General features: G+C 35.7%; 24 protein-coding genes, 1 CRISPR repeat array and 1 other annotated feature. Of the genes, 15 read left to right on the forward strand and 9 right to left on the reverse strand.

Going from position 1 to position 25,056, the window contains the following annotated elements:
• The first annotated feature begins 603 nt into the window (after positions 1-603).
• From cas3 to cas2e, 8 genes are read left to right on the forward strand one after another with little or no spacing between them, the layout of a single operon-like run.
• Positions 604-3,342 carry a CRISPR-associated helicase Cas3' gene (cas3, locus tag F5ESL0230_RS00535; protein ID WP_122021148.1) on the forward strand — a complete coding sequence of 913 codons (2,739 nt, stop codon included), beginning with the start codon at positions 604-606 and terminating at the stop codon, positions 3,340-3,342.
• Positions 3,335-5,047: a type I-E CRISPR-associated protein Cse1/CasA gene (locus tag F5ESL0230_RS00540; RefSeq protein ID WP_122021149.1), complete on the forward strand. Its 1,713-nt coding sequence runs from the start codon at positions 3,335-3,337 to the stop codon at positions 5,045-5,047. The genes cas3 and F5ESL0230_RS00540 overlap by 8 nt, the downstream gene beginning before the upstream one ends.
• 9 nt (positions 5,048-5,056) lie before the next feature.
• On the forward strand, positions 5,057-5,653 hold the full coding sequence (gene casB, locus F5ESL0230_RS00545) for a type I-E CRISPR-associated protein Cse2/CasB (protein ID WP_122021150.1): 597 nt from the start codon (positions 5,057-5,059) through the stop codon (positions 5,651-5,653).
• 5 nt (positions 5,654-5,658) lie between these two features.
• Positions 5,659-6,768, forward strand: coding sequence for a type I-E CRISPR-associated protein Cas7/Cse4/CasC (gene cas7e, locus F5ESL0230_RS00550; RefSeq protein WP_122021151.1), 1,110 nt, complete (start codon positions 5,659-5,661; stop codon positions 6,766-6,768).
• Positions 6,749-7,447 carry a type I-E CRISPR-associated protein Cas5/CasD gene (cas5e, locus tag F5ESL0230_RS00555; protein WP_122021152.1) on the forward strand — a complete coding sequence of 233 codons (699 nt, stop codon included), beginning with the start codon at positions 6,749-6,751 and terminating at the stop codon, positions 7,445-7,447. The genes cas7e and cas5e overlap by 20 nt, the downstream gene beginning before the upstream one ends.
• Positions 7,448-7,459: 12 nt before the next feature.
• Positions 7,460-8,116, forward strand: coding sequence for a type I-E CRISPR-associated protein Cas6/Cse3/CasE (gene cas6e / locus F5ESL0230_RS00560; RefSeq protein ID WP_122021153.1), 657 nt, complete (start codon positions 7,460-7,462; stop codon positions 8,114-8,116).
• Positions 8,109-9,062 (forward strand): type I-E CRISPR-associated endonuclease Cas1e, encoded by a 954-nt coding sequence (gene cas1e, locus F5ESL0230_RS00565; RefSeq protein WP_122021154.1) that lies wholly within the window; start codon positions 8,109-8,111, stop codon positions 9,060-9,062. The genes cas6e and cas1e overlap by 8 nt, the downstream gene beginning before the upstream one ends.
• Entirely contained in the window at positions 9,059-9,955 is an 897-nt protein-coding gene (cas2e, locus tag F5ESL0230_RS00570) for a type I-E CRISPR-associated endoribonuclease Cas2e (RefSeq protein WP_122021155.1), read from the forward strand. Before cas1e ends, cas2e begins: the two co-directional genes overlap by 4 nt.
• A gap of 29 nt (positions 9,956-9,984) precedes the next feature.
• Positions 9,985-11,477: direct repeats of the CRISPR family, unit length 29 nt; unit sequence GTGTTCCCCACGTATGTGGGGGTGATCCT.
• Between the two features lie 1,365 nt (positions 11,478-12,842).
• Here cas2e and F5ESL0230_RS00575 read toward each other — a convergent pair.
• Together F5ESL0230_RS00575 and F5ESL0230_RS00580 are read right to left on the reverse strand one after the other, a co-directional pair.
• A complete protein-coding gene (locus F5ESL0230_RS00575) occupies positions 12,843-13,133 on the reverse strand; it encodes a hypothetical protein (RefSeq protein WP_122021156.1) in 291 nt (96 codons plus the stop codon).
• Between the two features lie 15 nt (positions 13,134-13,148).
• On the reverse strand, positions 13,149-13,679 hold the full coding sequence (locus tag F5ESL0230_RS00580) for a hypothetical protein (RefSeq protein ID WP_122021157.1): 531 nt from the start codon (positions 13,677-13,679) through the stop codon (positions 13,149-13,151).
• A 151-nt stretch (positions 13,680-13,830) separates the two neighbouring features.
• Between F5ESL0230_RS00580 and F5ESL0230_RS00585 the strand changes: the two genes are divergently transcribed.
• The 5 genes from F5ESL0230_RS00585 (at position 13,831) to F5ESL0230_RS08355 (ending at position 16,735) form a co-directional block, all read left to right on the forward strand.
• Positions 13,831-14,334, forward strand: coding sequence for a thioredoxin family protein (locus F5ESL0230_RS00585; RefSeq protein ID WP_122021158.1), 504 nt, complete (start codon positions 13,831-13,833; stop codon positions 14,332-14,334).
• An 816-nt stretch (positions 14,335-15,150) separates the two neighbouring features.
• Positions 15,151-15,399 (forward strand): hypothetical protein, encoded by a 249-nt coding sequence (locus F5ESL0230_RS00590; RefSeq protein WP_122021159.1) that lies wholly within the window; start codon positions 15,151-15,153, stop codon positions 15,397-15,399.
• The gene (locus F5ESL0230_RS00595; protein WP_255409250.1) at positions 15,396-15,869 is read left to right on the forward strand and encodes a hypothetical protein; all 474 of its coding nucleotides are present in this window, start codon (positions 15,396-15,398) and stop codon (positions 15,867-15,869) included. The genes F5ESL0230_RS00590 and F5ESL0230_RS00595 overlap by 4 nt, the downstream gene beginning before the upstream one ends.
• A 371-nt stretch (positions 15,870-16,240) precedes the next feature.
• Positions 16,241-16,498 carry a hypothetical protein gene (locus tag F5ESL0230_RS00600; RefSeq protein WP_122021161.1) on the forward strand — a complete coding sequence of 86 codons (258 nt, stop codon included), beginning with the start codon at positions 16,241-16,243 and terminating at the stop codon, positions 16,496-16,498.
• An 81-nt stretch (positions 16,499-16,579) separates the two neighbouring features.
• Positions 16,580-16,735, forward strand: a complete 156-nt coding sequence (locus F5ESL0230_RS08355; protein ID WP_158593041.1) for a hypothetical protein — start codon at positions 16,580-16,582, stop codon at positions 16,733-16,735.
• 278 nt (positions 16,736-17,013) lie between these two features.
• Here the strand turns inward: F5ESL0230_RS08355 and F5ESL0230_RS08360 are convergent, their stop codons facing one another.
• A complete protein-coding gene (locus tag F5ESL0230_RS08360) occupies positions 17,014-17,214 on the reverse strand; it encodes a hypothetical protein (protein ID WP_199688753.1) in 201 nt (66 codons plus the stop codon).
• A 217-nt stretch (positions 17,215-17,431) separates the two neighbouring features.
• On the opposite strand from F5ESL0230_RS08360, the gene F5ESL0230_RS00615 reads away from it, so the two are divergent.
• Positions 17,432-17,806 (forward strand): hypothetical protein, encoded by a 375-nt coding sequence (locus F5ESL0230_RS00615; protein ID WP_122021163.1) that lies wholly within the window; start codon positions 17,432-17,434, stop codon positions 17,804-17,806.
• Between the two features lie 105 nt (positions 17,807-17,911).
• On the opposite strand, the gene F5ESL0230_RS00620 is transcribed toward F5ESL0230_RS00615, so the two are convergent.
• From F5ESL0230_RS00620 to asnA, 6 genes are all read right to left on the reverse strand, one after another.
• Positions 17,912-18,661 (reverse strand): amino acid ABC transporter ATP-binding protein, encoded by a 750-nt coding sequence (locus tag F5ESL0230_RS00620; protein ID WP_090093966.1) that lies wholly within the window; start codon positions 18,659-18,661, stop codon positions 17,912-17,914.
• Positions 18,661-20,280 (reverse strand): ABC transporter substrate-binding protein/permease, encoded by a 1,620-nt coding sequence (locus tag F5ESL0230_RS00625; RefSeq protein ID WP_122021164.1) that lies wholly within the window; start codon positions 20,278-20,280, stop codon positions 18,661-18,663. Before F5ESL0230_RS00625 ends, F5ESL0230_RS00620 begins: the two co-directional genes overlap by 1 nt.
• 377 nt (positions 20,281-20,657) lie before the next feature.
• On the reverse strand, positions 20,658-21,299 hold the full coding sequence (locus F5ESL0230_RS00630) for a DNA-3-methyladenine glycosylase (protein ID WP_122021165.1): 642 nt from the start codon (positions 21,297-21,299) through the stop codon (positions 20,658-20,660).
• Between the two features lie 133 nt (positions 21,300-21,432).
• Positions 21,433-22,197, reverse strand: a complete 765-nt coding sequence (locus F5ESL0230_RS00635; RefSeq protein WP_090093961.1) for a TerC family protein — start codon at positions 22,195-22,197, stop codon at positions 21,433-21,435.
• A gap of 124 nt (positions 22,198-22,321) precedes the next feature.
• Entirely contained in the window at positions 22,322-23,026 is a 705-nt protein-coding gene (locus F5ESL0230_RS00640) for an NAD-dependent protein deacylase (RefSeq protein WP_122021166.1), read from the reverse strand.
• Positions 23,027-23,140: 114 nt separating this feature from the next.
• Entirely contained in the window at positions 23,141-24,154 is a 1,014-nt protein-coding gene (gene asnA, locus F5ESL0230_RS00645; protein WP_122021167.1) for an aspartate--ammonia ligase, read from the reverse strand.
• A 57-nt stretch (positions 24,155-24,211) separates the two neighbouring features.
• Positions 24,212-24,450, reverse strand: a binding site (T-box leader).
• A 128-nt stretch (positions 24,451-24,578) separates the two neighbouring features.
• Here asnA and F5ESL0230_RS00650 point away from each other — a divergent pair.
• Complete coding sequence (locus tag F5ESL0230_RS00650) at positions 24,579-25,055, forward strand: hypothetical protein (RefSeq protein ID WP_090093957.1); 477 nt, start codon at positions 24,579-24,581, stop codon at positions 25,053-25,055.
• The last annotated feature ends 1 nt before the right edge of the window (position 25,056 follow it).

The raw sequence follows: 25,056 nt of genomic DNA on the forward strand, positions 1-25,056 counted from the left end.
GTATTATAGTATATTTAATGCCTAAACAAGCTTGAAGATATTATATCATCTGTAGGAATAACTTTGACCACCAGGTTTTATGGTGATTTTTTTAGTTAGAAGTATCAGAAATCTTTTTAAGCCGATCAACTTTTATCTCGGCTATTATGTAATTGCTGTTTTTGTTGCATAATTTTTTGATCAGTTAATTCAACTGCTAATGCAATACCTTTATTTTTTGTTGCAGAGCTAATGAAATTTAAAAAGACAGAAGGTCATTACTATCAAATGATATGGAGGCCAAAATTAGGAGCAATTATTAAATTTTAATTTAGGACTGATTTTCGATATGCAATCGAGGTCAGTCCTTTTAAGTTTCATTTGAGTCTTTTGTTATTATAGAAGTTACTATATTTTCTGATTGCTTCTTCATAATCTGGCTAAATTCTTTTAATGATATTGTTTATGAAACAAGCCTGTTAAGTAAATTAATAATTATGTCCTAAATAACATTGACAACGTTTTCTAATTAAGAATAAAATTATTTTATGCTGATATGCATATCATACTATATGTTTTATACAAACAAGTGTAATGATTAAAATAAGAAATGGATTAAGTAAAATGGAAAAGTTATCTAAAAGGTGTTTGTCTTTATGGGGTAAGAAGAAAGTTAAAGATGGACAACTATTGTGGTTGCCCTTAGTTGCCCATTTAACTGATACCCAAAAGGTTATTAATTTTCTCTATAATCAATGGCTTAGCCAAGGACAACAAGAATTTTTAACCCAAAACTTGACTGATGAGGAAATTCATAAATTGATTAAGTTTTTGGGATTTACCCACGACATTGGCAAGGCTACACCGGCTTTTCAAACTAAAGAATCATATGATCGAGCTCAGACTTTAGATAACGATTTAATCGAAAATTTAGTTAGAAGTGGTTTTTCTAAATTGGATCAGTTGGAATTGGCTTCACGCAATCTATCACCTCATAATAGGGCTGGAGAAGCCCTTTTATTGGAGTTTCAAGTTCCTGACACGGTTGCAGCTTTAATTGGTGGTCATCATGGAAAGCCTGAAACTGATTCGCCAAGTAATGATTTGACTGCCAATACATCAAATTATTATCAAAGCGATCAAGATGAAACTTTGAAACAGCCGTGGAAGCAGGTACAACGAGAGTTATTTGATTATGCTTTAGTAAGTTCCGGTTACAGTGATGTTAGCGAGATTCCTACGATTACTCAGCCAGAAGCAGTTATTTTAGAGGGCTTGCTTATTACAGCCGATTGGTTAGCTTCAAGTGAATATACCAGAAATGGGAAGGAACTCTTTCCCTTAATCAGTCTGGAACAATCATGGGCTGATTTGGATATGGAGCAGCGGTTTACGAAGGCAATGCATAATTGGTTATTAAATGGTACATGGCAACCGCAAAAAATAAATAAAATGACGGATCCATATCAAGAACGCTGGGGGTTTAACGCACGTCCTGTCCAAAAAGTAGCAACAAAAGCAATTGGTGAAACTATAGATCCAGAAATGATCATTGTTGAAGCTCCAATGGGTTTGGGTAAAACAGAACTGGCCTTAGTGGCGGCGGAACAATTAGCCTATCTTTGTAAAGAAGATGGCGTCTTTATCGGCTTGCCAACACAAGCTACAAGTAATGCCATGTTTAACCGGGTTGATCAATGGATAGAAAAATTAGCTGAAAAGCAAAAAGAAAATTTTCCGATTAAATTAATGCATAGTAAGGCCCAATTCAATAAAGTTTATAAACAATTACCTGATGCGGAAAATGTTGACACAGCGGGCGCTGTAACAGTTAATTCGTGGTTTTCAGGAAAAAAATCGATTTTAACTAAGTTTACGGTTGGAACAATTGATAACTTACTGTCAATGGCGCTAAAGCAGCGTCACCTCTTCTTAAAACATTTGGGTTTTAGCGGTAAAGTGGTGATAATTGATGAAGTTCATGCTTATGATGCTTATATGAGCCAGTATTTGTATAAGGCAATTACATGGCTGGGAGCCTATCATGTACCACTGGTGATTTTGTCGGCAACGCTACCGCAAGAAAAAAGACAAAAATTAATTAAAGCCTATTTAGGCGGAAAGTATGGTAAAAAATATAAGCATAATTTTAAAGGGCCAGCCGATTGGGAAAAAACGCAAGCTTATCCGCTGCTCAGCATTTTAGATAATGGGCAATTAAAGCAATTTTCTGATTTTCCCGGGCAAAGTGATCAGAAGCAGCAAAAATTGCAGGTGACCAGACTTAATTTAGCTGATGAAGAACTGATCGATCATGTTTTAGACAAAATAAGCGGTGGTGGTGTTGCCGGAATAATTGTAAATACGGTTAAACGGGCGCAAGCACTTGCTAAAATAGTGGGACGCAAAGGGGTTGAATGCTTAGTGCTACATTCTGCATTTTTAGCGGCCGAGCGGGGCAAGCAGGAAGAAAGATTGCAAAAAACAATTGGAAAAAATGCTATTCGACCTAAAAAATTGGTTGTAATCGGAACGCAAGTGCTGGAGCAATCACTTGATATTGACTTTGATGTTCTTTATACAGATATCGCCCCGATGGATTTGCTGTTGCAACGTGCAGGACGGTTGCACCGGCACAACATTAAACGGCCCAAGTTACTAGCAACGCCCCAGTTATTTGTGATGGGAATTAATTGTTTGGGTGATTATGGCAAGGCTAATCAAAGTATTTATCAGCAGTATCTATTGCTGAAGACCGATTATTTTTTAAAGAACCAGATTATTTTACCTAATGATATATCTGATCTTGTCCAAAAAGTTTATGACGCTGAAACAGATGCTGAAATCAAGGAAATCAAAACACCTAAAGCTAACTTTGAACATTATATTGCAAATGAGCAAGGCAAAGCAACAAGATTTCAAATTGGTAAGCCCAAAAAAGAAGCAATTACTGGCTGGCTTGATCGTAAACAAGGAAATGTTGATAAAGATGAGCAAAAGGCAAGCGCTGCTGTCCGTGATATTCAAGAAACAATTGAGGTAGTCTTAATTAAACATACCTCTCAGGGCGATTTCCTATTAGATGGACGTAAGTTAGATACAGTACCAGATTATGAAATTGCTGAACAAGTAATCAAATTACCGTCAGCCTTAACTACATATCCAAAAGAAGTTGAACAATTAATCGGGACGCTTGAGAATAAAACCAAGCATTATCATGATAATTGGAACAATAGTGTTTGGCTAAATGGAGCCTTAGTACTCCCATTAGATGATAAGCTGTCGGCTAAGGTTGGTAAGTGGAATATGGAATATTCTAAAAAGTTTGGCTTGAGTTATACAAGGGAGGATGACCATGATTGAAAGAAAATTTAATTTGACTACTGATCCTTGGATTAAGGTAATTGTCAGCGACACCAATCAAGAATTAAAAGTTTCGTTAATAGATTTATTTAAAAATGCACATCAATATCGGCAATTAGCAGGAGAGATGCGTGTCCAAAATTTAGCAATTATGCGCTTATTATTAGCAATTTTAACAACCGTTTATTCGCGTTTTGATGCAGCTGGCCAGCTATATGATTGGCTAATAGAAGGTACTGATCAATTTGGCTCTGACGCTAAATTTGATGAAGATTATGATGAAGAAGACATCGAGGAAGATACATTAACAACTTGGCACGAATTATACCAAAAGGGACAATTTTCTGATTTGGTAATTGAGTACTTAAAATATTATTCAGATCGGTTTGACTTTTTTGGTAAACATCCTTTTTACCAAGCAACCAAAGAAGAATACGACAGTTTGGTGCCAGCAAATAAGTCAGTAGCTAAGGGTAAAGGCACGGTAGCAATTAAACAAATTAATCGACGAGTTTCTGAAAGTAATAATTCGCCTGCCTTGTTCTCACCCAAAGCTGGTGAATATAAAAATGAAATGCCAATTGATGAATTAGTTCGGTGGGTTATTACCTATCAGAACTACACTGGGGTAACTGATAAAACTAAGATTACTGCTAGTGAGAAGTTTTCCGTTTCTCCCGGTTGGCTTTATAAGTTAAATCCAGTTCTGATCAGTGGGAAAAGTATTTTTGAGACATTAATGCTTAACTTGGTTCTCTATAATCAAGGTGAACAAAAAATTGCTTTAGAAAGACCTGTCTGGGAATTTGCCAGTGCCAAAGCGTATATTTCTGAGCGGCAAACAGGGAACCTGCCCGATAATCTTGCAGAACTTTATACGAGCTGGGCGCGAGTTTTGCATTTTGAGTGGAGCGAAGATGGGCAACCAACAATTTTTAGTGCAGGATTACCCAAAATTGACAGTACCAATGCTTTTATTGAACCAATGACTGTCTGGCATCAAGACGACAAAACGGGTAAATATCGACCAGCAGCTAGAAGCTTAAAGACTTTAAGTAAGTCAATGTGGCGTAATTTTAGTAATTATGTCAATGTTCAGACCGCTAATGATACCCAAGAACCCGGCGTTATTAAGTGGCTGCGGCTACTTAAAGAAAATCAACTAATTACCCGCAATAGATTGCTAACTTTAGTATCAATCGACTTAATTGATGATGGCAATGCAACATCGCAGTCGCCAACTGCAGAGCTTTATGATGATATGAGTATTGATATCGGTGTTTTATTTGATACAAATAATGTTTACTATTGGCCGGCAAGGATCGAACAAGTAATTGATCTTACCCAGAAAATTGGGCAGGATTTTTGGATATTTGCCCGTAATCTTGGTAAAATGCGCGGATTTCAAAAAGATGGTCTCACAGGATTTGCTAATCAATTAAGTGCACAATTTTACTATGGTTTGAATGAACCATTTAAAAATTGGCTAGCCAGCTTAACTGATGAAGATGAACGTGACCCGAAAATAATTGCTTGGCAAAACCAATTACGCAATTACGCTTTTAATGCAGGGCAAAAAGTAGTTGATACTAGTTCATCTCGAGATATCAAAGGTATCATTACCGAACATGGGTTACAAAATATTTTTATACTCATGGATCAATTTAAATTTAATGTGAATTTAGATTTAAAGAAAGGTAGGTAGAAATAATTTATGGCAGATGATTATAAAATTAAAGCAGTAACTAATAAAATTATTGAGCGGCTTTATAATAACGGTGATCTTGATAAAGCAACTCTGGCGGCATTAAGGGGGGCTTCTAAGCTTACTAGTCCTAAGGCACAAAAGGCCTGGCCAATCATAATGGATTATTTACCCCACAAATACTTGAGTCAAAATGGTAAACCAACAGCAGGTGAAGTTGCTGTTTATGCTGATATACGTTTTTATGCGATTTTTCAACAGGGCCAAGATAAGTTTGTTTCAGTAAAAGAAGAAAACACATCGGCTGGTGTTAGCTTCTTTACGGCGCTTGCCAAACTAAGACAAGACGAGAAAGTAAAACAAGCATTAGATCGGCGTGTACAGGTGTTGCTGGCAACAACAAATATTGACAGCGTATTGAATTCTTTAGTTCATCTAGTAGAAATACTAAAGAGTAATGATAATAAGACATTAGAGATTGATTTTCCCATGCTCGCGCAAGATTTATATAAATTTCAATGGAATTATCATTGTGCTAATGAGGTCAGATTAGCATGGGGTGAAGAATATTTTGGCCATAATAATGATTTAAGTGAAGGGAAGTAATTATAATGAATGAAAAGAATTTATTTTTAGATTTTAATGTGCTCCAGACAGTACCATCATCCAATATTAACCGTGATGATACCGGCGCACCTAAAACAGCGTTTTATGGTGGAGTTACACGTGCTCGTGTTTCATCTCAAAGCTGGAAAAGAGCAATGCGTAATTACTTTAAAAAAGAAAAGGTCACTATTGGAACTAGAACCAAAGAAATTGCTGTATATCTAGCAAAGCAAATCCAAAAATTAGACACTAGTCTAGATGAAAAAACGGCTATGGATAAAGCTGTTGCTATTTTGACTGCTGCTGGTATTAAAGTTAAAAAAGATAAAGATACTGGTAAAATGGCAACTGGTGCTTTGTTATTTGTTAGTCCGGGACAGATTAATAAATTAGCAGAATATGCTCTTAATCATGATAAAATTGACAATAAAGATGATAAACAAGCAATCAAGCAAATTTTCAAGGAAGATAATTCATTAGATTTAGCCTTGTTTGGTCGTATGGTGGCAGATAATCCGGAGCTAAATGTTGATGCATCAGCTCAAGTAGCGCATGTAATCTCAACCCACGAAATCGTGCCAGAATATGATTACTTTACCGCCCTTGATGACTTACAAGCAGATGACACCAGTGGTGCGGCAATGCTGGGAACGATTGAATATGATTCGGCTACTTTGTATCGCTATGCCAACATTAATGTTAAAGACTTAATTAAGAATCTTGACCAAAAAGATGCTCTTGAAAGCATCGCAGCGTTTATTAAAGCCTTTATTTTGGCAATGCCAACGGGAAAGCAAAATACCTTTGCTAACAAAACCTTGCCAAATTATATTATGCTGACTTTACGTACGGATACGCCGGTGAATTTAATATCTGCATTTGAAGAACCGGTAACTACGCAAAATGGTTATGTCAAAAAGTCAATTGAAAAATTGCAAAATGCATATAAGTCTGCTAACCAACTAGTCGATGAACCCTTATTTAACATCACGTTATCGCAAGTTGACTTAGCAAAAGATAAAAAATTCAACCAAGTTGATAAGTTGACTGAGTTAATTGAGCAGATTACTACCGCTTTAACAAAGGCAATAGCAGATGAAAACATTAACAATTAGACTAACGGCACCATTGCAGTCTTATGGCAATGAAGCAACCTTTGAAAGACGTACATCAGGTGATTATCCTTCAAAAAGTGCAATAATCGGCATGATTGCTGCCGCTTTAGGATATAGCCGTGATGACGAACGAGTGCAAGAATTAAATAAATTACAATTTGCCGTACGCATTGACCAGCCAGGTAAAATATTAACGGATTTCCAAACCGTTGAATGGAAAACTGGTACACGAAAAATTACCTATCGCGAATATCTTCAGGATGCTGTTTTTGTGGTGGCCATTGGCGGAGACCCAGACGATATTGATCGCATTAAATATGCTCTAAAACATCCTCGTTATGCCTTATTTTTAGGACGTCGTGCAAATTCACCAGCAGGAGTATTACAGATAACTGAATTTCCTGATAAAGATCCTGTTACGGCATTAAAAGCTTTACCTTGGCAGGCTTCTAATTGGTATCAAAGAAGACATAGCGCTGATGAATTGATAAAAATTCAAGTCGTTGCTGATGCTAATCTGCTGTCTACTAACAGAACAAGTTTGGTCAAGGATCACGTACTTTCACTTGATTCAAAAGTGCGCCAGTATAAGTCACGCCCTATTACCACAACACAGGTTGAATTACGTAATCCGCTTTTTAAGCAAAATACGCAGCATGATGCGATGTCGCCGTTATAGAAAGGAGCAGAGATGTACTTATCGAGAGTTCAAATTGATGTCGCTAATCGGCAAAAAACGAAAGATTTAACGCAACTTTCTGCTTTTCACAATTGGGTAGAGCAAAGTTTTCCTGATGAAATTAACAATGGCAAAAAATTACGGCATTTATGGCGAATTGATCAGCTACAAGGCAAAAAGTACCTATTATTATTAAGTGAAAATATGCCTGACAAACGACAACTTTTACGCTATGGTGTTCATGATACAGTCATGATTAAGAGCTATGATCGCCTGCTTAATAGCATAAAACAGGGACAACTACTGCAATTTAGATTAACGGCTAATCCTACTCATACTGTGCTTCAACCAGGTATAAAGCAGGGACGAGTTGTTCCGCATATTACGGTAGATTACCAACGAAAATGGTTAATTGAGCGTTCTCAAAAATTAGGTTTTCAATTGGGAACTACAACTGATAAATCGACTTTTGATATTGTTAGTCGCGATTGGCCATTATTATCTTATAGAAGTGGACGTAGACTGCGACTTAGCAGAGTAACTTTTGAAGGTCGGTTACGTGTAGAAGATGCAGATCAATTTAAACAAGCATTAATAAAGGGCATTGGCCGTGAAAAAGCATTTGGTATGGGTCTGATGACAGTGATACCTGGGAAGAATAATGACTGAAAAGTTTGGTGCCAGAAAACCTGATTTACCTGAGCTAGCGAGAGTAAAGGATCGATTAACTTTTCTTTATTTTGAACATGCAAAGCTGAATCGGCAGGATAGTGCACTCATGATAACTGATAGTCGCGGAACAGCTTTTGTTCCGGCAGCAATCGTGAGTGTCTTAATGCTCGGACCTGGGGTAGATATTACACACCGTGCCATGGAATTAATTGGTACTGCTGGTATGGCTGTTGTTTGGGTAGGAGAACGAGGTGTAAGACAATATGCTCACGGGCGTTCTTTGAATCATTCATCAAGACTTCTTGAAGCACAAGCAAAATTGGTTTCTAATACACGATCAAGAATTGCGGTAGCTCGAAAAATGTATCAAATGCGTTTCCCTAATGAAGATGTATCAGGATTAACGATGCAGGAATTGCGAGGTAAAGAGGGCAGTAGAGTGCGAAAAATTTATCGTGAGCAATCCCAGGCAACGGGAGTTTTATGGACCAGAAGAGAATATAATCCTGATAATTTTGAAGCTGGGACACCAATTAATAAAGCTTTAACAGAAGCGCACCAGGCTTTGTATGGTTTAAGCTATAGTGTTATTGTAGCAATGGGTGCTTCTGCTGGTTTAGGTTTTGTGCATACGGGACACGACTTAGCGTTTGTGTATGACTTTGCTGATCTGTACAAGGCAGATTTTTCAATTCCAGTAGCGTTTAAAATTACGGCCAAATATGGCAATGATAAAGATATCGCTGCAAAAACAAGATTGGCAATGCGGGATGCATTTACAGATGGTAAATTATTGGTAAGAATGGTAAAAGATTTACAAAATCTTTTGAATGTAACTGATGAGATTAATAATATTGATGTTATAAATCTTTGGGATGACAAATTAGGCTTACAAAAATTCGGGGTTCAATATCATGAACTAGATCAGGAAGATGACACATGATAGTGATTACTTTAACCAAAGTACCAGCATCCTTGAGAGGAGATTTAACTAAGTGGTATCAAGAAATTCAAACTGGAGTTTATGTGGGCAATGTGAGTGCAAGAATTCGTGATTTACTATGGGACAGAGTAGTTCAAAATATAGGCAATGGCGAAGCTACAATGGTTTATAATACAAATAATGAATTAGGTTATCAGATTAAGACAACACGAAAAATGTATAAAGTTGTTGATTTCGATGGCATTCCATTAATGATGCATCTTAATTCTACTGCTGTATCAGGTTTTGAAAAACATGGGTTTAGCAATGCGGCTAAATTTCATCGTGCTAGAATGGTGGCACAAAAGTCTGAAAAGCCAAGAGTAACTAAAACCAATAAACACTTTGTCTCCCTTGATGTCGAAACAACAGGTCTAAACCCAGATAAAAATCAAATTATTTCTATTGGAGCAGTTAAAAAAATTAATGATAAAAAGTATGATAGTTTTTATAGATTAATTAAAGTTGATACTGCGGTGCCAAAGACGATAACTGAATTAACCGACATAACATTAGAATTATTGAAAAAAGAGGGGGTTACTTTAGATAGAGCTCTTAGAGAACTAACTGAGTTTATTAGTTCTGCCACTATTATTGGCTATAATTTACAGTTTGATTTATCCTTTCTCATGTCCGGCTATAGATCTGTAAATTTAAAAGAACCGGATAATGAAACTTTAGATTTATTACCTGTAGTTAAAAAAGCAGAAAAATTTATTGATAATTATCGTTTGGCAACTATTTTAGATTTTTATAATATTAAGAATTCCAAGCCACATAATGCACTATCTGATGCTAAGGCTACGTTGCAGTTGTTATACAAACTAATGGAAAATGGCAATATCAAAGTTTAAAAATAAGGGTATAACAAGGATCTTTTACTGTGTTCCCCACGTATATGGGGGTGATCCTTAACTCTTACTTGGCGGTTAGAGTTAGTCAACGTGTTCCCCACGTATATGGGGGTGATCCTCCAGGCAAAAATACCAATCAGGTAATCAAGCAGTGTTCCCCACGTATGTGGGGGTGATCCTGTTAGCACCAATGTTAGCTGGTAAGCCTAATAGTGTTCCCCACGTATGTGGGGGTGATCCTGAAAATGCTCCTTTTGTACCAACGCTACAAGAGTGTTCCCCACGTATGTGGGGGTGATCCCAAACAGCTGGAAATCTTAAAAAATACTATGACGTGTTCCCCACGTATGTGGGGGTGATCCCAAATGCAAAAGCAAAAATTATTAACTGGTACTGTGTTCCCCACGTATGTGGGGGTGATCCTCAACTAGCTTACTTTGACGCTTTGCACGGTGTGTGTTCCCCACGTATGTGGGGGTGATCCTGGAATCAGCGTTATCATCTTTTAGATTAGAAAGTGTTCCCCACGTATGTGGGGGTGATCCTGTAAAATCTCTTAATGAAGCTTTAAATTCTTTGTGTTCCCCACGTATGTGGGGGTGATCCTAAATTTAGGTACGCTTACAAATAGACAACTAAGTGTTCCCCACGTATGTGGGGGTGATCCTGTCTGATCCACTTGCTGTTGCTGAAATTTTTGGTGTTCCCCACGTATGTGGGGGTGATCCTACTCATATCTGAATTTAATTCACGCTGTTTGGGTGTTCCCCACGTATGTGGGGGTGATCCTAAGTCATGTGGGTCTTCAGCTATCATAGTACCGTGTTCCCCACGTATGTGGGGGTGATCCTACTAGCCAGAGCCGACTCAAAAACATTAACGAGTGTTCCCCACGTATGTGGGGGTGATCCTATAAGTTCGCGATAGCGTAGATATGCAATTTTGTGTTCCCCACGTATGTGGGGGTGATCCTCGATACAAAAGAAGCTGAAGAAGAGCATGAGTGTGTTCCCCACGTATGTGGGGGTGATCCTCGATTTTCCCTGTAAGCTGAAAGTTAGCTTTTGTGTTCCCCACGTATGTGGGGGTGATCCCAAGACCGCAACTAGTCTAGCTAATGCGAAGAAGTGTTCCCCACGTATGTGGGGGTGATCCTGATTTCTGTAGGCACAGTTGGCTCAATAACTTGTGTTCCCCACGTATGTGGGGGTGATCCTTGATTGTATACATTACTACCATGCTCTGTTGGGTGTTCCCCACGTATGTGGGGGTGATCCTCCTAAAATTAGTGCAGATATGCTGGTCAAATAGTGTTCCCCACGTATGTGGGGGTGATCCCCATAAACGCGAGTTACAGTTGGCGCAATACCAGTGTTCCCCACGTATGTGGGGGTGATCCTGGATGTGACACGAGCAGAAGGTGGGGTTTCGTGTGTTCCCCACGTATGTGGGGGTGATCCTGGCTGTCGTACCTTCCTTGTCGGTAATATCAAGTGTTCCCCACGTATGTGGGGGTGATCCTTAACGACTGGGCGCATAGTCATTTTCCGCCCAGTGTTCCCTATGTGTGTGGGTGTTCCAGAAAAATACCTTAAGTCAATTTGAACCTAAGGAAGTGTTCCCCACAACGGTCAAAACGTATTGATGAACTTAGTGGTGTTCAAGGCGACTTGAGTTAGGTTATTGTTGGTAAAAATGTTGCCTAATATGCTCTACAACTTTAGATTAAGTATTTTTTGGGTATGTGCTAGATTTGGTGGTCTAATTCTTGGTTAACGATTTTTTGATTAGTTAATTCAACTGCTAATGCAACACTTTTATTTTTTTGTTGCAGAGCTAAGGTTTGAGCTTATTCAACGGCACGCATAGCCTGCTGGTATTCGTGGACGTTTTTTAATTGATAGGCTAAGCTTGGTTCACGTTCAATGTCATATTTACGTGCTAGTTCAGTTAGACGGCTCGGCTTAACGGTTACTCCCTGCTGTGCGCATTTTGAATGCTCGAACCCAGTTCGTCCATGTGTATCATCGCATTGTAAACCTGCAAATTAAGGTTATTTTGTTCAAAATCTTTTTGGCAGCTTGCCAATTTTTGGATATGTGACATGCGTTAAGTTTATATCGCTACATCAAACGCCTTTCCGCAGGGTGAGAAGCAGAAAAAGCTAGCACAATTTCTGCTTAATTAAATTTTGGCAAAACTGCGTAATGCCTAAAATTTCATGACGAAAAAAATAAGCAAAAGTCGGTGGGACTAATGCTTATTTTTTATCGTCTAGTCGTGGCCTTTTTGGCCACGATTTTCTTTTAAAAAAAGAAACAAAAAAGCGCCCCTTTTGGGGATCGCTCAGACGGCTAACAAGTAATCAGCTTGTTTGCACGTTTAACTGCTAGAAATCTAGTTAGTTAGTTTTCATTTGTATCATACTTAATCAAGCAACTAAGCTTTTAAATGCTGTAACAGGCATTTTGAAAGAATTAGTAAAATTGTTTAAGTAGATACACGAGAAGCATTGAATCATAGGTTTCAATGCTTTTTTATATATTTCAAAAGAGCGTAACTAAATATAGTCCCAAATTCTTCTCTTTCTGGTTAATACAGGCGTTTCAGCACGATTAGCATAATTATCGATTAGAAGATTGACTAAAAAAATCAACTTCCATATTATAATTAAATTGAGATTGAAACGCGAAACCGGTAAAATGTTGAGTAGTGTAGAGATGGTGATAAGCTTCGTATTTGGTATAGAAGTTATTTGTTTTTTCATTTTATTAGCTTTCCCCATACTGTTTTTAGTAGCAATTTTCGAAAAATAGAACTTAAAGTATTATATAAAAAAGCACTAGGAATTAATCCCAGTGCTTTTTTTGTATGCTTTTAGACAACTTTAAAGGTAACTCCAATCAGTCCAAAATCCAAAGAATAAAAAAACTGCCAAAATAATAATTAACGATACAATACCGGCTGTAACTTTCAACTTTCTTTTACTAATGTTAACTTTAGCATTATTAGCTAAATATTCGTTAGCAAACATTGTAAATGTAGAAAATATAACAAACCATAGCCCCCAGATTCTACTAAATCTAGAATGTGAAAAGATGGGACTCAAACTAGTATTTATTGAAAATATTAGAAAGAACATAATTGTTAAAAAATATTTATTAGCTAGTTTTTTCATTACGTGTTCCTCTCTTTAGCAGAACAGTCCTCCAATTCCCCAAATGGTACTTAGTCCAACACCAACTAATGCTGCTCCAAGACCGGTAGCTCCTGCAACGGCAGATCCAACCGCCCACGCTACACTAGTACCTGTTCCTCCAAGAAACATTGTGTTTGAACAAGCTGTATGATGCTTAACTTTCTTTCTTAAAAGTGGATTTTCATAAGTAAATTCGTCTGGATGATTTTTAGCATATTCATTAACTTTATCTAATGCAGATTGTACATCTTCTACAGTCACTTTAAGATTTGTTTGCTTTAAGGATTGTGCTAAATAATTTTTATCTACAATTTTGACTTGGGCAACGCCGGATGAATCTGGATAAGTAATTAGAGACCCTTTAATAGCAGCATTAAGAGTTTCAGTTTCTGCTTTAGATAGCTGATTGCTCGTTGCTGTTGATTGAGCAGGGGTAGTTGTTGCTGCAGATACTGTTGTAGCTGGTACTGCGAGCATCGAAACGCACACAGCAGCTGATGACAGTAAGGTTATTAAATGCTTCATATTTATTCTTCTTTCTATAATTAAAATAAAAGTTTGAACGTTTGAACGTTTGAAAGTTTGAAACTTTAACCTCTTTCTGATTATAATATAGTACAGGTTTGTAATAAAATCAATATAAATTAATATAAAAATATATAAAGGGGCAATAATTATGAAAAGGGCATTTATCAATATAGTTATTTTGATACAGTTATGCCTATCTGTGCTTAATTGTAATTTTCAAAATACGAAGGCAACTGAAATTGATGATACTGAAAATGCTGGATATAGAGATAACAGTGAATTAGTGTTACGATATCAAAATACAGAGTATCAAAAGGCTACCAAAACTTTTATTAAAATTTCTCCTAAAAAAATAAATAAATTACTTGATAAAAAAAACAAAAGAATCATTTATGTATTTTGGGGAAAAGCTTCTTGTCCTTATTGCAGAGCTTTCGTCCCAGGATTAGCAGAGCTCAGTAAAAAAAGGGGAATAAATATTTATTACATTAATACTGAAAAAACAGATAGTAATAATTTTTTAAAAAAGGAACGAAAAAAATATAAGGTTGAAAGTGTTCCGACATTAATAAAAATTAAAGATAAAAAGCACTTTAAAGTGCTGAATCGTATGAAAGGGACTTTAAACCAATTTTTGACAAAGTATTATTGATACATGTGCTTTTTTACTCCATTTTTGACTAGATATACAGCCTTCTGACTTTAGCCTTAGGTAAAATCATGATTGCTTATACGGCCGTATAAGCAATACCGTTTTTGATACAAGCTAAAGCTTAGATTGTTGGATATTTAATTGAAATTAGCAACGAAAAAAATAAGCAAAAGTCGGCGGGACTAATGCTTATTTTTTATCGTCTAGTCGTGGCCTTTTTGGCCACGATTTTCTTTTAAAAAAAGAAACAAAAAAAGCAATCCTTTTGGGATCGCTCAGACGTCTTGCAAGTGACTGAACTTGCTTTGCACGTCATGTTGCATGTTAAACATACGACCTTAGTGACCTAAGTATAACATGATTGCCAATTCTGGTAAAATGAATAAGCACGTTATGTGCACCATCTGGGAAAGTTGACTGGCTTTCCGTAAAGGAGGTGAAAAAGCGTGTTAGACATATTTACCTTAGTATTATTTTACTTAGTCTTAACTAAGACAGAGCAAGTATTAAGCGACATTATTGTCATACTTGATAAGTTACTCAAGTAAAATAGCAGAGGCAGCTCGGAATTTCTGAGCTGTTTTTGAATTGATATAATTGTGAAATTAGCTCGCCAGGAAAAAAGGAAGACTATTAATTCAGTCTTTCTTTTTGCTATTAAAATTCACAAGGTATTTTAACGCGCATTTTTCAGTCCTCTGCAACCGCCTTTTGGCGCTACTGCGCTTAATGTACATTAGGTTAAGTTGCTTTGGTATGGTGGATTAAAGCGGAGTAAAATATATTTGAGATAGCAATCATAAAGAGGTAATAAAAATGAGTATTGGTGAACTGCTGAAAAAGTATCGGGTAGCACAAATGAAAACACAGAAGCAGTGGATAGGAAATATAATAAGTCCTTTCTTTTATGCCAAAGTTGAGAAAAATATCCATCGGATAACTGTAGAAGATTTACTTGCGTTACTTCATTATAATAAAATATTAGCAATAGATTTTTTTAATAAGCTGGATAAAAAAGATAAAACTAATTATGAATTCAAAAAAGAAATAATTGGTCAAATATAGAAGCATTCTATCTTCATTCAAAGGTAGAACTGAAACAAGTCCGTCAAACAATAAGCAGCAGTGACTTGCCTGATAAGGATGAGCAACTTGCTTTTATTACAGGTTATATAGCACTGCTAGATGACGATTTTACAGGTTTAGATGAGCAAACTAAAGCCCAAATTAAGAATCGCCTGTTTAATATTTCAGACTTTGATCGAGATAATTTATATCTTTACTGCAATTTCATGAGTTTTTATGATCTCGATAGCAATTTAATGCTTTCAAAAAGATTAATTAATCATTTTAAAAATGATAGTGACATAGCCGTTCAAAAGGCGATTTTGAGTATTATCAGTAATTTACTAATGTTTTGCATTAAAGCAGATAGATATGATGAAACAATATTTTTTATTGAAGCTGCTCAGCAAATTGATATAAATCCCGATCTGACATTTTACCGAGGTGCGATAGCTTTTTTAAGAGCTTAATTACTAGTCATTATCAGCCACAAAAAAATGGGAAGGAAGATTGTCAGATTATAATTGATTTTTTTAATTTGATTGGTATGGAAGAATATAGTGAACAATTAAAAGAATTTATACAAAAAACTAAAAATGACCTATTTGACTGAAAATTGTCGAGTACGCCATTTTTTATTTTACTTGTTTTTTAAACATATACTAAATTCATAAACGAATAGAAATGTGCAATTGAATTAGGAGGTTACCAATCATTATTATTTTTCCGTGAAAGAAATCATATTATGCGAATTAATGATACTAATAAGTATGTAAGCTATTTAGATGGATTGCTTATAAAATTTAGGCAAAAAAATTAAATTTTAAAAAGAGTAATAATCATGAAATTAAATAAGACAGTAATTGCAGGATTAACCACGTTAGCATTAAGTCCAGTAGCAACAGCCTTAGGTAGTGGAGTTTTAACAACTCAAGTCGTACATGCCGATACTATTGCAGAAAATCAAGTAACGCAAAAAAATAATAATAATTATGATAATCTAACACCAGAAAAGAAATATGAATTTCAAGAATTGGTGTCAGCAAATTTATATACATCCAGTGAGCAGCATAAATTTTTACAGGATAAAGTCGATTAAGATAATCAAATTTCATTAAGATGGGAAGTAGGAGTTATCAAAGAGGCTGTAAAATATGCCGTAAAATTAGTAGGAGCTAAATTGGGAGAAAAAAGCCTTGCAGATTTTGTGGACTATTTAACTGGATTTGAAGGTAACATTCAAGAAGGGATAGAAAAGGGGTTAATTAAATATCTTCATGTAAATAAAAATGTTGCTTATTGGGCTGCTAAAACAGTAGTATTCATTTTCTTCTGAGGTGAAAAATATTGAATTGGATAAATATACATAAAAAGAGTCTATTTTATGGCTATGTTTTAATAGAATTATTAGGATATATCTTTTTTGCAACCGATATTATTAATTGCAATATACAACAATATTGCTTTCGCCATTTACCAATTTGGTTAAATTTGGTACTCATTGTTATCCAAATTTCAATTTTGATTTATTTATGGCCTAAAAGAATTAAATAGTTTTGACCACCATGATTTTTGGTGGTCTTTTTCTTTTTTTACTGGACGAGCTGAAATTTTTTAAAGTTCATCAACTTTTTTTTCGGCAATTAATTGTAATTGTTGCGATTGATCAAGCAATTTCTGGGTCTGGGCAAGGGTATCGTGCAGGCACACTATTTCTTGCTCTTTTTTGTTTACTGGTAAAGACTTTATCTGATAATGGCTAGTTTGTTTAGAGACACCTAATTCATCTGCTAATTGCTTGATTGTTTTCGCCACTATACATTCCTCATCTTTGTAATCACTGGCAATCATTTAGGTATAGATTACCAGAAGTTGATAAACTAATTGACTGCTGTAAATTTAAAAACGCTATAATGGTGTTCTCAACATTAAAAGCGCTTTATGCTATGATTGTTTTATTAAATGCAAATAAAAATAGCAGACATATTGGGTCGATTACCAATTCTTATCGTTAATTCTATAGGTGTAGATTATGAAGATAAAACTTAGTAAAATTTTTCCTTTTTTAATAGGCATTATATTATTAATAATTGCGATAAAAGATTTTTCTCCTTGGCGCAGTCCAAGGGAAATAATAATAGGACTATTAACATTAGTAGTAGCATTATGTTCCACAAGTAAAAACCAAAAATCAACTTCTTCTGTAACAGATTACTTAGTTGATCACAAAGTTGTAATTTATTCGGAACGTATTTATTTAACGATGTTCTTCGTCTTTATAGTTTTATATTACTTAGATGGGAAAAATATTTTACTAGGTGTTATATCTATTTATTCGTTATTACTTTGGCTTATTCAACAAGTAATAATAATTGTTTTAGAGTTATTAAAAAGTAAAAGAAAATAATTAATTTTAGAGGAAAATTTAGTTGTCGAATTCAAAGGCCCAAGGTTGTAAACTGAATAAAAAAATCATGTTTTTTTGCTAAAACATGATTTTTTGGTCACTGATTTAATTATTCTGGAAGTTACTTAAAAACTTCGTGGTTTTTTCATTTTGTGGATGATTAAATAATTGATCTGGCTTGCCTTGCTCGGCAATAATACCGTCACTAATAAAGAAAATCTGATCAGATATGTCCCGCGCGAATGCCATCTCATGGGTTACAATAATCATTGTTAATCCCGTATTGGCTAAATTTTGCATTACACTTAGAACTTCACCGACCATTTCTGGGTCAAGTGCACTAGTCGGTTCATCAAATAACAAGATTTCTGGATCCATCGATATTGCCCGGGCAATAGCTACACGTTGTTGTTGTCCCCCTGAAAGTTGACTCGGGCGAGCATTAATATATTGCGCCATACCAACTTTTTCCAAGTTCTGCAGGGCAATTTGACGTGCTTCTTCTTTAGCGCGTTTAAGAACTAATTCTTGACCAACCATGCAGTTAGCAAGGACATTTTTATTTTCAAATAAGTCAAATTGTTGAAATACCATCCCTACCTTAGCACGATAGATGTTGCGGTTATAAGAAGAAGCAAGAACATTTTCACCGTGAAAAGTAATTTCACCAGACGTTGGTTCTTCTAAGAGGTTAATACAACGTAAAGTAGTTGATTTACCACCGCCAGAAGGGCCAATGATAGTAGCAATTTCACCTTTTTTTATATCAAGAGAAATGTCACGTAAAACTTGGTGTTCACCAAAAGATTTTTGCAAATGTCTTAGACTCAAAATTGTTTCACTTGTTGCGGTCATTATTTTTTAACCTCCATGTCATTGGTTGTACCAACTTGTACTTGATTGGCCATTAAATTGTAATTTTTATTACCTTGTAAATGTTTCTCAATTAAATTGAAGATTCTGGTAATAGTGAAAGTCAAAATTAGGTAAATAGCAGAAATTGTGAGATAAGTTGGGAAAAACTTGAAAGTCTGGCTAGCAACAGTTGTTCCCACAAAGAACAATTCTGAGACCGAAATGATACTCAAAACTGAAGTGTCTTTAATGTTGACGATAAATTCATTAGTAATTGATGGTAAACAATTTTTAATTGCTTGCGGTAAAATAATATGCCACATTCGTTGGTTATGAGTCATGCCCAAAGCACTGGCAGCTTCAAACTGTCCAGCTGGTGTGGAAATAATCCCTCCGCGAATAATTTCTGCTAAATAGGCGCCAGTATTAATTGAAACAATAATTAAAGCCGCAATGGTCCGATTGATATTAAGATGCCAAAATTGAGCAATACCGTAGTAGATTACCGCAGCTTGCACCATCATTGGTGTCCCGCGGAACACTTCAATATAAACTGATAATAGCCAGTTGCTAACTTTAAGTAATAATTTTTTTCCAGTTGTAGTTGGGGTAGGAATAGTTCTAATAATACCAACAGCTAGACCAATAAAGAAACCTGCAATTGTACCAACAGATGCAAGAAGCAAGGTCATGCCAATACCACTTACTAGCATACTACCATATTGTTTCCACATGGAAATAAACCAGTTTTCTGATTGACCTTTTTTGTTGTCACCAGCCTTAGGCTGTTCTTTAATGGCAGCGGTCATCATTTTGTTTCTTGTAGCGGTTGGAATGGTAGCTAATATTTGATTGACTTGCTTAAGCAAAGACTTGTTAGGTTTCGCAATACCAATGGCTGTTTCTGACTCTTCTTTTGAGACATGGAAACCAGCCATCTTACTAATTGCAACAGCAGTGACATCTGGATCAACTAATTTAAAAGAAATTGCTTCAGTATCTTCTGCTAAGTACCCATCAATTGTTCCTGAAATTAGGCTTTGGCGCATTGCGGCAAAGTCGCGCATTGCAGTTTGTCTTTTGGCACCAGGTAATTCTTTAATTAACCCGTAATGGGATGTTCCTTGTTGAGCAGTTAACTTTGCGCCTTTAAAATCAGTTAGCTTTTTAGCGTGGGCAAACTTACTATTTGGTTTGGTAATAACAACAAATGTTCCGCGGCGATATGGTTGAGAAAAGTTAATGGCTTTAGCCCTTTCAGCAGTTGGACTCATGCCAGCAATGATTAAATCAGCCTTACCACTGGTTAAAGCTGGTAGTAGTCCATCCCATTCAGTTTTAAGCACAACCACTTTTCGATGCATTTTTTTACCAATGATTTTGGCAATTTTAACGTCATAACCATTAGCAAAAGTATGTTGCGATCCATCAATTGGGACAGCACCATTTGCAGCATTAGTTTGGGTCCAATTATAAGGTTGATAGTTAGCTTCCATTGCTACTTTAAGTACATTACTATCTTTTTTAGCACTGACGCTATTTGAATTACAATTCAAACCAAAGGTCATGCTGATTATTGCTATCATAACAGCAGTAATCCATTTATATCTTGACTTCATTTTGAAAACCTCCGAAAACTTTTCTCAAATAAAGCCAATACAATAAAAAGCGTAATTAAAAACCTCGTTGTACTTCAAAAACAACGAGGTCTAATCTAATTTTATTTAGACAAATCATATAGCGCTCCCTAGTAATTAACTAGGACAGTCTGCAAGATATTATCTTGCAGCCCAACAAAAAAATTGAAACGAACAAAATTTTTGTTTCGGCGATAATTCTTACGATAGCTTTCTTAGTGTTCGTTCACTCTAGCTAAGTTTGTAATTATCGCAACCTCTATTGCATTGGAAATTATTTAACTTTATATGCGATAATAGGCTAAAAATAGGACTTTGTCAATAGTTGTGTTTAAAATGTCTATAACAATTTTTTTATATTAAGATAATAATTCCCAGCCATTGTTTGGCTGATAATCTTTTATTTTCATTCTAGAAACATAAGGATTACCGCTAACGTAGTATCTCAAAGGTTTGCTGGTCCAAGTAGGGCTTGATTGGTTAATACCAATGCGCGGACTGGCAATAATCTTACGGGCGTAATTTTTGTGGTTATCATTTAAATCAATAGTAAAAGGAGACTTGCTTAGAAAATGTAAGTTCCAGTCTTTATTATGAATGCCGAAGGCTTGCATCATTTTAGCCGGCCCATTAGTTAATAAGGGGCCGCTTTTACCTGAGCGATTAGTTATCATTTGCTTGATACCCCAAGCAGGTTCGATAGCTCTAATTAAGATGCCTTGAGGTTCACCAGCTTTTTGGGTAGCAATGTCGAAGAAGAAATATTGGCGTTGGGCATAGATATAAATTGTGCCTCCTCTGCGATATAATCCTTCATTAGCAGCAGTTCTGCGACCTTGGTATGAATGAGCAGCACGATCTCTTTTTCCTAAATAAGCTTCAGTTTCCACAATATAACCACCTAAAATTTGTTGCCCATTATCAAAGATTAAGGGTCGACCAAGCAAATCGATACTTATTTTTTCAGTTGTTGATTTAGTAAAATAAGTTGAATAGTCCATGATTACTCGCAAATAGTTATTAAGTAAAATTATAATTTATGTAAGTAATTATAAAGCTTACTTGTTGTATAGAAGATAAAAGACACAATTATTGAATTGTGCCTAAAAAAGAATGGTAACTTATAAATTATGCTTAATGAGAATGGTTATTGGAGTGCAAAAAATGAAAAGCAATGGTAATTAACAAAATGCCAAAGACTAAAGCGGCGAAAATAGAATTTGGTAACTCATAATGAAGTGGTGGAAGTGAGACAAGTAATTTTAAAGCAATAATGCCAATTAAAATATATGCCATTGGTTGCAACTCAGGAATTATATCCATTAACTTAATAATAACTTCAGCTACACCTCGCATACATAAAATACCAATCATCCCACCAATTAAAACAACTACAGGATTACTTGAAACAGCAAGGGCTGCTAGAACTGAATCTATTGAAAAGACGATATCCATTGCTTCGATTGATATAACTGCTCGCCAAAAAGGTGACAGGAAACGCTTATTACTTTGATGATGCTGGGTAGTTTTTGGCACTTGACCGCCTTCTTTATCTGCTGAATGGTGGCGTCGATCATAGAAGAACTTGAAGCAAAGGTAAAAAAGATAAATACTACCAGCTAATTTAATTTCCCAAAAATTAATTAGGTACGTGCCAATTCCAATGACAATAAAGCGAAAAATATAAGCGCCCCACATACCATAAAATAAAGACTTTTCTTGTTGCTTTTTGTCTGGTAAAGATTTGGTTTGGGCTGCAAGTACAACAGCATTATCAACTGATAATAAACATTCCATCAAAATTAGGGTAAGAATGACTAGCCAGTCATTGACATTAGTTAAAACGTGAAGCCAGTTATTGGCATCAAAGAATGGCGCATACATTTTAATAATTGACATTTGTAAAAATCTCTTTTCTGAAAGTACTAGCAGCTTTTGAACAATAAATTGAGTTAAGCAATAACTTATAATAATCCATTAATCAAGCTATTGCCTAATATTTTACCATAAGAAATATGTCTGTTTAAATTTGTTGGAAAACATCTAGTGCATCGCCAGTAATAGCCGCAATCCCGGCTAACGGAATTGCTGTTTTATTAATTGCCCATATTTTAGCATTGGTTTGACAGTAAGCTAATAATTGAGCGAAAGGATAGACCACAAAGCTAGTACCGCAAATAATTACTAGATCAGCCTTTTGGATAGCTTGAATAGAAGTAGTTAAGTTTTGAGAATTGATATTTTCACCATATAACACAATTTGGGGGCGAATAATACCACCACAGTTATGGTGCAGATATGATTGAGCATAGGTAGAATACTTAACAGTTTGTTGGCATTTTGTGCAATATAACTGATAGAGATTACCATGAAACTGGGTGACCTGTTGATTGCCAGCTTTTAAATCTAGACTATCGACATTTTGGGTAATTAAATGACCTTTATTATTACAAATTTCGGCAATTTTTTGATGAATAATATTTGGTTTAGCGTCGGGAAAATACATGTTATTTAAGACAAAATGATAGAACAATTCTGGGCGGTGATACAGTGTTTCAGCACTTAAAATGGTTTCTGGCTTTTCAATGCTATCATTATAAATACCGTTTTTAGAGCGATAATCTGGAATGCCAGAGGGTGTAGATACACCGGCACCAGTCAAAAAGGTAACATAATTTGCTTGTTCAATTTCGGCTTTTAAAGTTTTTATTTGCTTAGTTACAATCATAATTTTTCCCCTGGGCAATATTTATGCAGTAGATAATTTATGCTAATAGCTTAATTATCGTATTACTAAAATAGACCTCCTGTAGCATTAGCTAAGTTGGAGGTCGGTTGGTAGTTAAAGAATTTGAATGTTATGGGCTTGACACATTTTCAACATTTCCTTTGGCCAAATACTGGCTTGTACTTCGCCAATGTGAGCTTTACCCAATAAAAGCATACAAAGGCGTGATTGGCCAATTCCGCCACCAATGGTAAATGGTAGCTCGCCGTTGAGCAACATTTGATGAAAGTTCAATTGTTCACGTGCAAGGCAATGAGCTTGGATGAGCTGTTTGTGTAAGCTTTGCGGGCTAACCCTAATTCCCATTGAAGAAATTTCTAGTTTTTGCTTGAGGGGTTCATACCAAAAAATCAAGTCACCATTTAATTGCCAGTCGTCATAATCAGGGGCGCGACCATCATGAGGCTTACCACTACGAGCCAGATTGTCACCAATTTTCATAAGAAAGACGGCCTTCTTTTGCTCAGCAATCTTATTCTCTCGTTCTTCTGGACTCAAGTCTGGCCATCTATCCTCTAGTTCTTGAGTAGTAATAAAAAATACATCATCTGGCAAATGATAAGTTGAAGCAGGATAGCGTGCAGCACATTCAGTTTCAACTTGCTTAATTGCACTAAAAATTTGCGCAACTGTTTCAGTTAAAGTTGTAATTGTTCGTTCATCTTCGGCAATGATTTTTTCCCAATCCCATTGATCAACATAGATCGAATGAAAGTTATCAAGGTCTTCATCGCGCCGAATGGCGTTCATGTTTGTATAGAGGCCTTCATGCATACCAAAATGATATTTTTTAAGGGCCAGTCGTTTCCATTTAGCTAAAGAATGGACGATTTCAATGGTATCGTCTTTAGGAAAAGCTTTTACGTCAAAATCAACCGGACGTTCGATTCCATTTAAGTTATCATTGAGTCCGGTATTTTTTTCAACAAACAAAGGTGCCGACATTCTCTGTAAATTAAGTTTTTGCCCTAGTAAAACTTGAAAACGTTCACGGATAAAAACAATTGCCGCCTCAGTATCACGAATTGTTAAAGTAGGCTGATAATTTTGGGGCATAATTAAAGTCATAATTGCTAACCTCCTGATTTGAGGTCAAAGAAAAAGCCCTCTGCCTCAGCTAATAAAAACAAGGACGAAAGGCTTTTTCCGCGGTACCACCTAAATTGTCCGCTATTTGCGAACCACTCATGAAGCACAATCATGCTTCACCAGCTTGATAACGTACTGGAGACGGCACCACCTACTTGAGTTGTTCAGTGTGCTGCTAAAAGGGTTTTTCAATAATTCAGGGTCTGCTGGCTTTGCACTAATACCAACTCACTGTGAGAAATAAATTATTTACTCGTCTTTTTCATCGCATTTAATTTAATGCCTATTTAATAATATTTTTAAATAAAATGCAAGCCAATAGTTCAAAATTGTCTGCTAAAACTACTAAAAAATCGTAGTCTGTTATAATAGACTAAGAGTAAATATTTTGAGGAGAGTTTTTATGGCTGGTTTTTACTTAATTTTAGAAGCGATTATGCTGGGCTATGCTTGTTATAGCTGGTATTGGCAAGCAAATATTGATTTAAAGGGACAATATCGATTCTCTTCAATTATCTGGTCACTAATTTTTATTTGGCTTGGCTTTTCTTGGCAATTAATTGAAAAAAATGATCAGGGTCTGACTGTTTTTTTGGCCAGTTTTATCTTGATAGGTATCATTGATGGTTTTACTGGCTTTGGCGCAAAGAAAGTTGTAGTAGCGGGTTATTTTAAACGAACAATTTCATATGCTGATATTGATTTGATTACCCTAATCAGGGTACCTAATCCCAAGAAAAAACAAGTGATTTGTATTCTTACTACAAATCAAAATCGTCAATATTATTTACGTTTTGCCCAGAGCATAGCGAAAATAGTGGGTACGATTAAGAGTCATGTCAACCATGATATTAGAATTGAAATACAAGATATAATTTAAG

It is taken from the genome of Lactobacillus sp. ESL0230, assembly GCF_003692805.1.
In the GTDB taxonomy this organism is placed as follows: Bacteria; Bacillota; Bacilli; order Lactobacillales; family Lactobacillaceae; genus Lactobacillus; species Lactobacillus bombicola.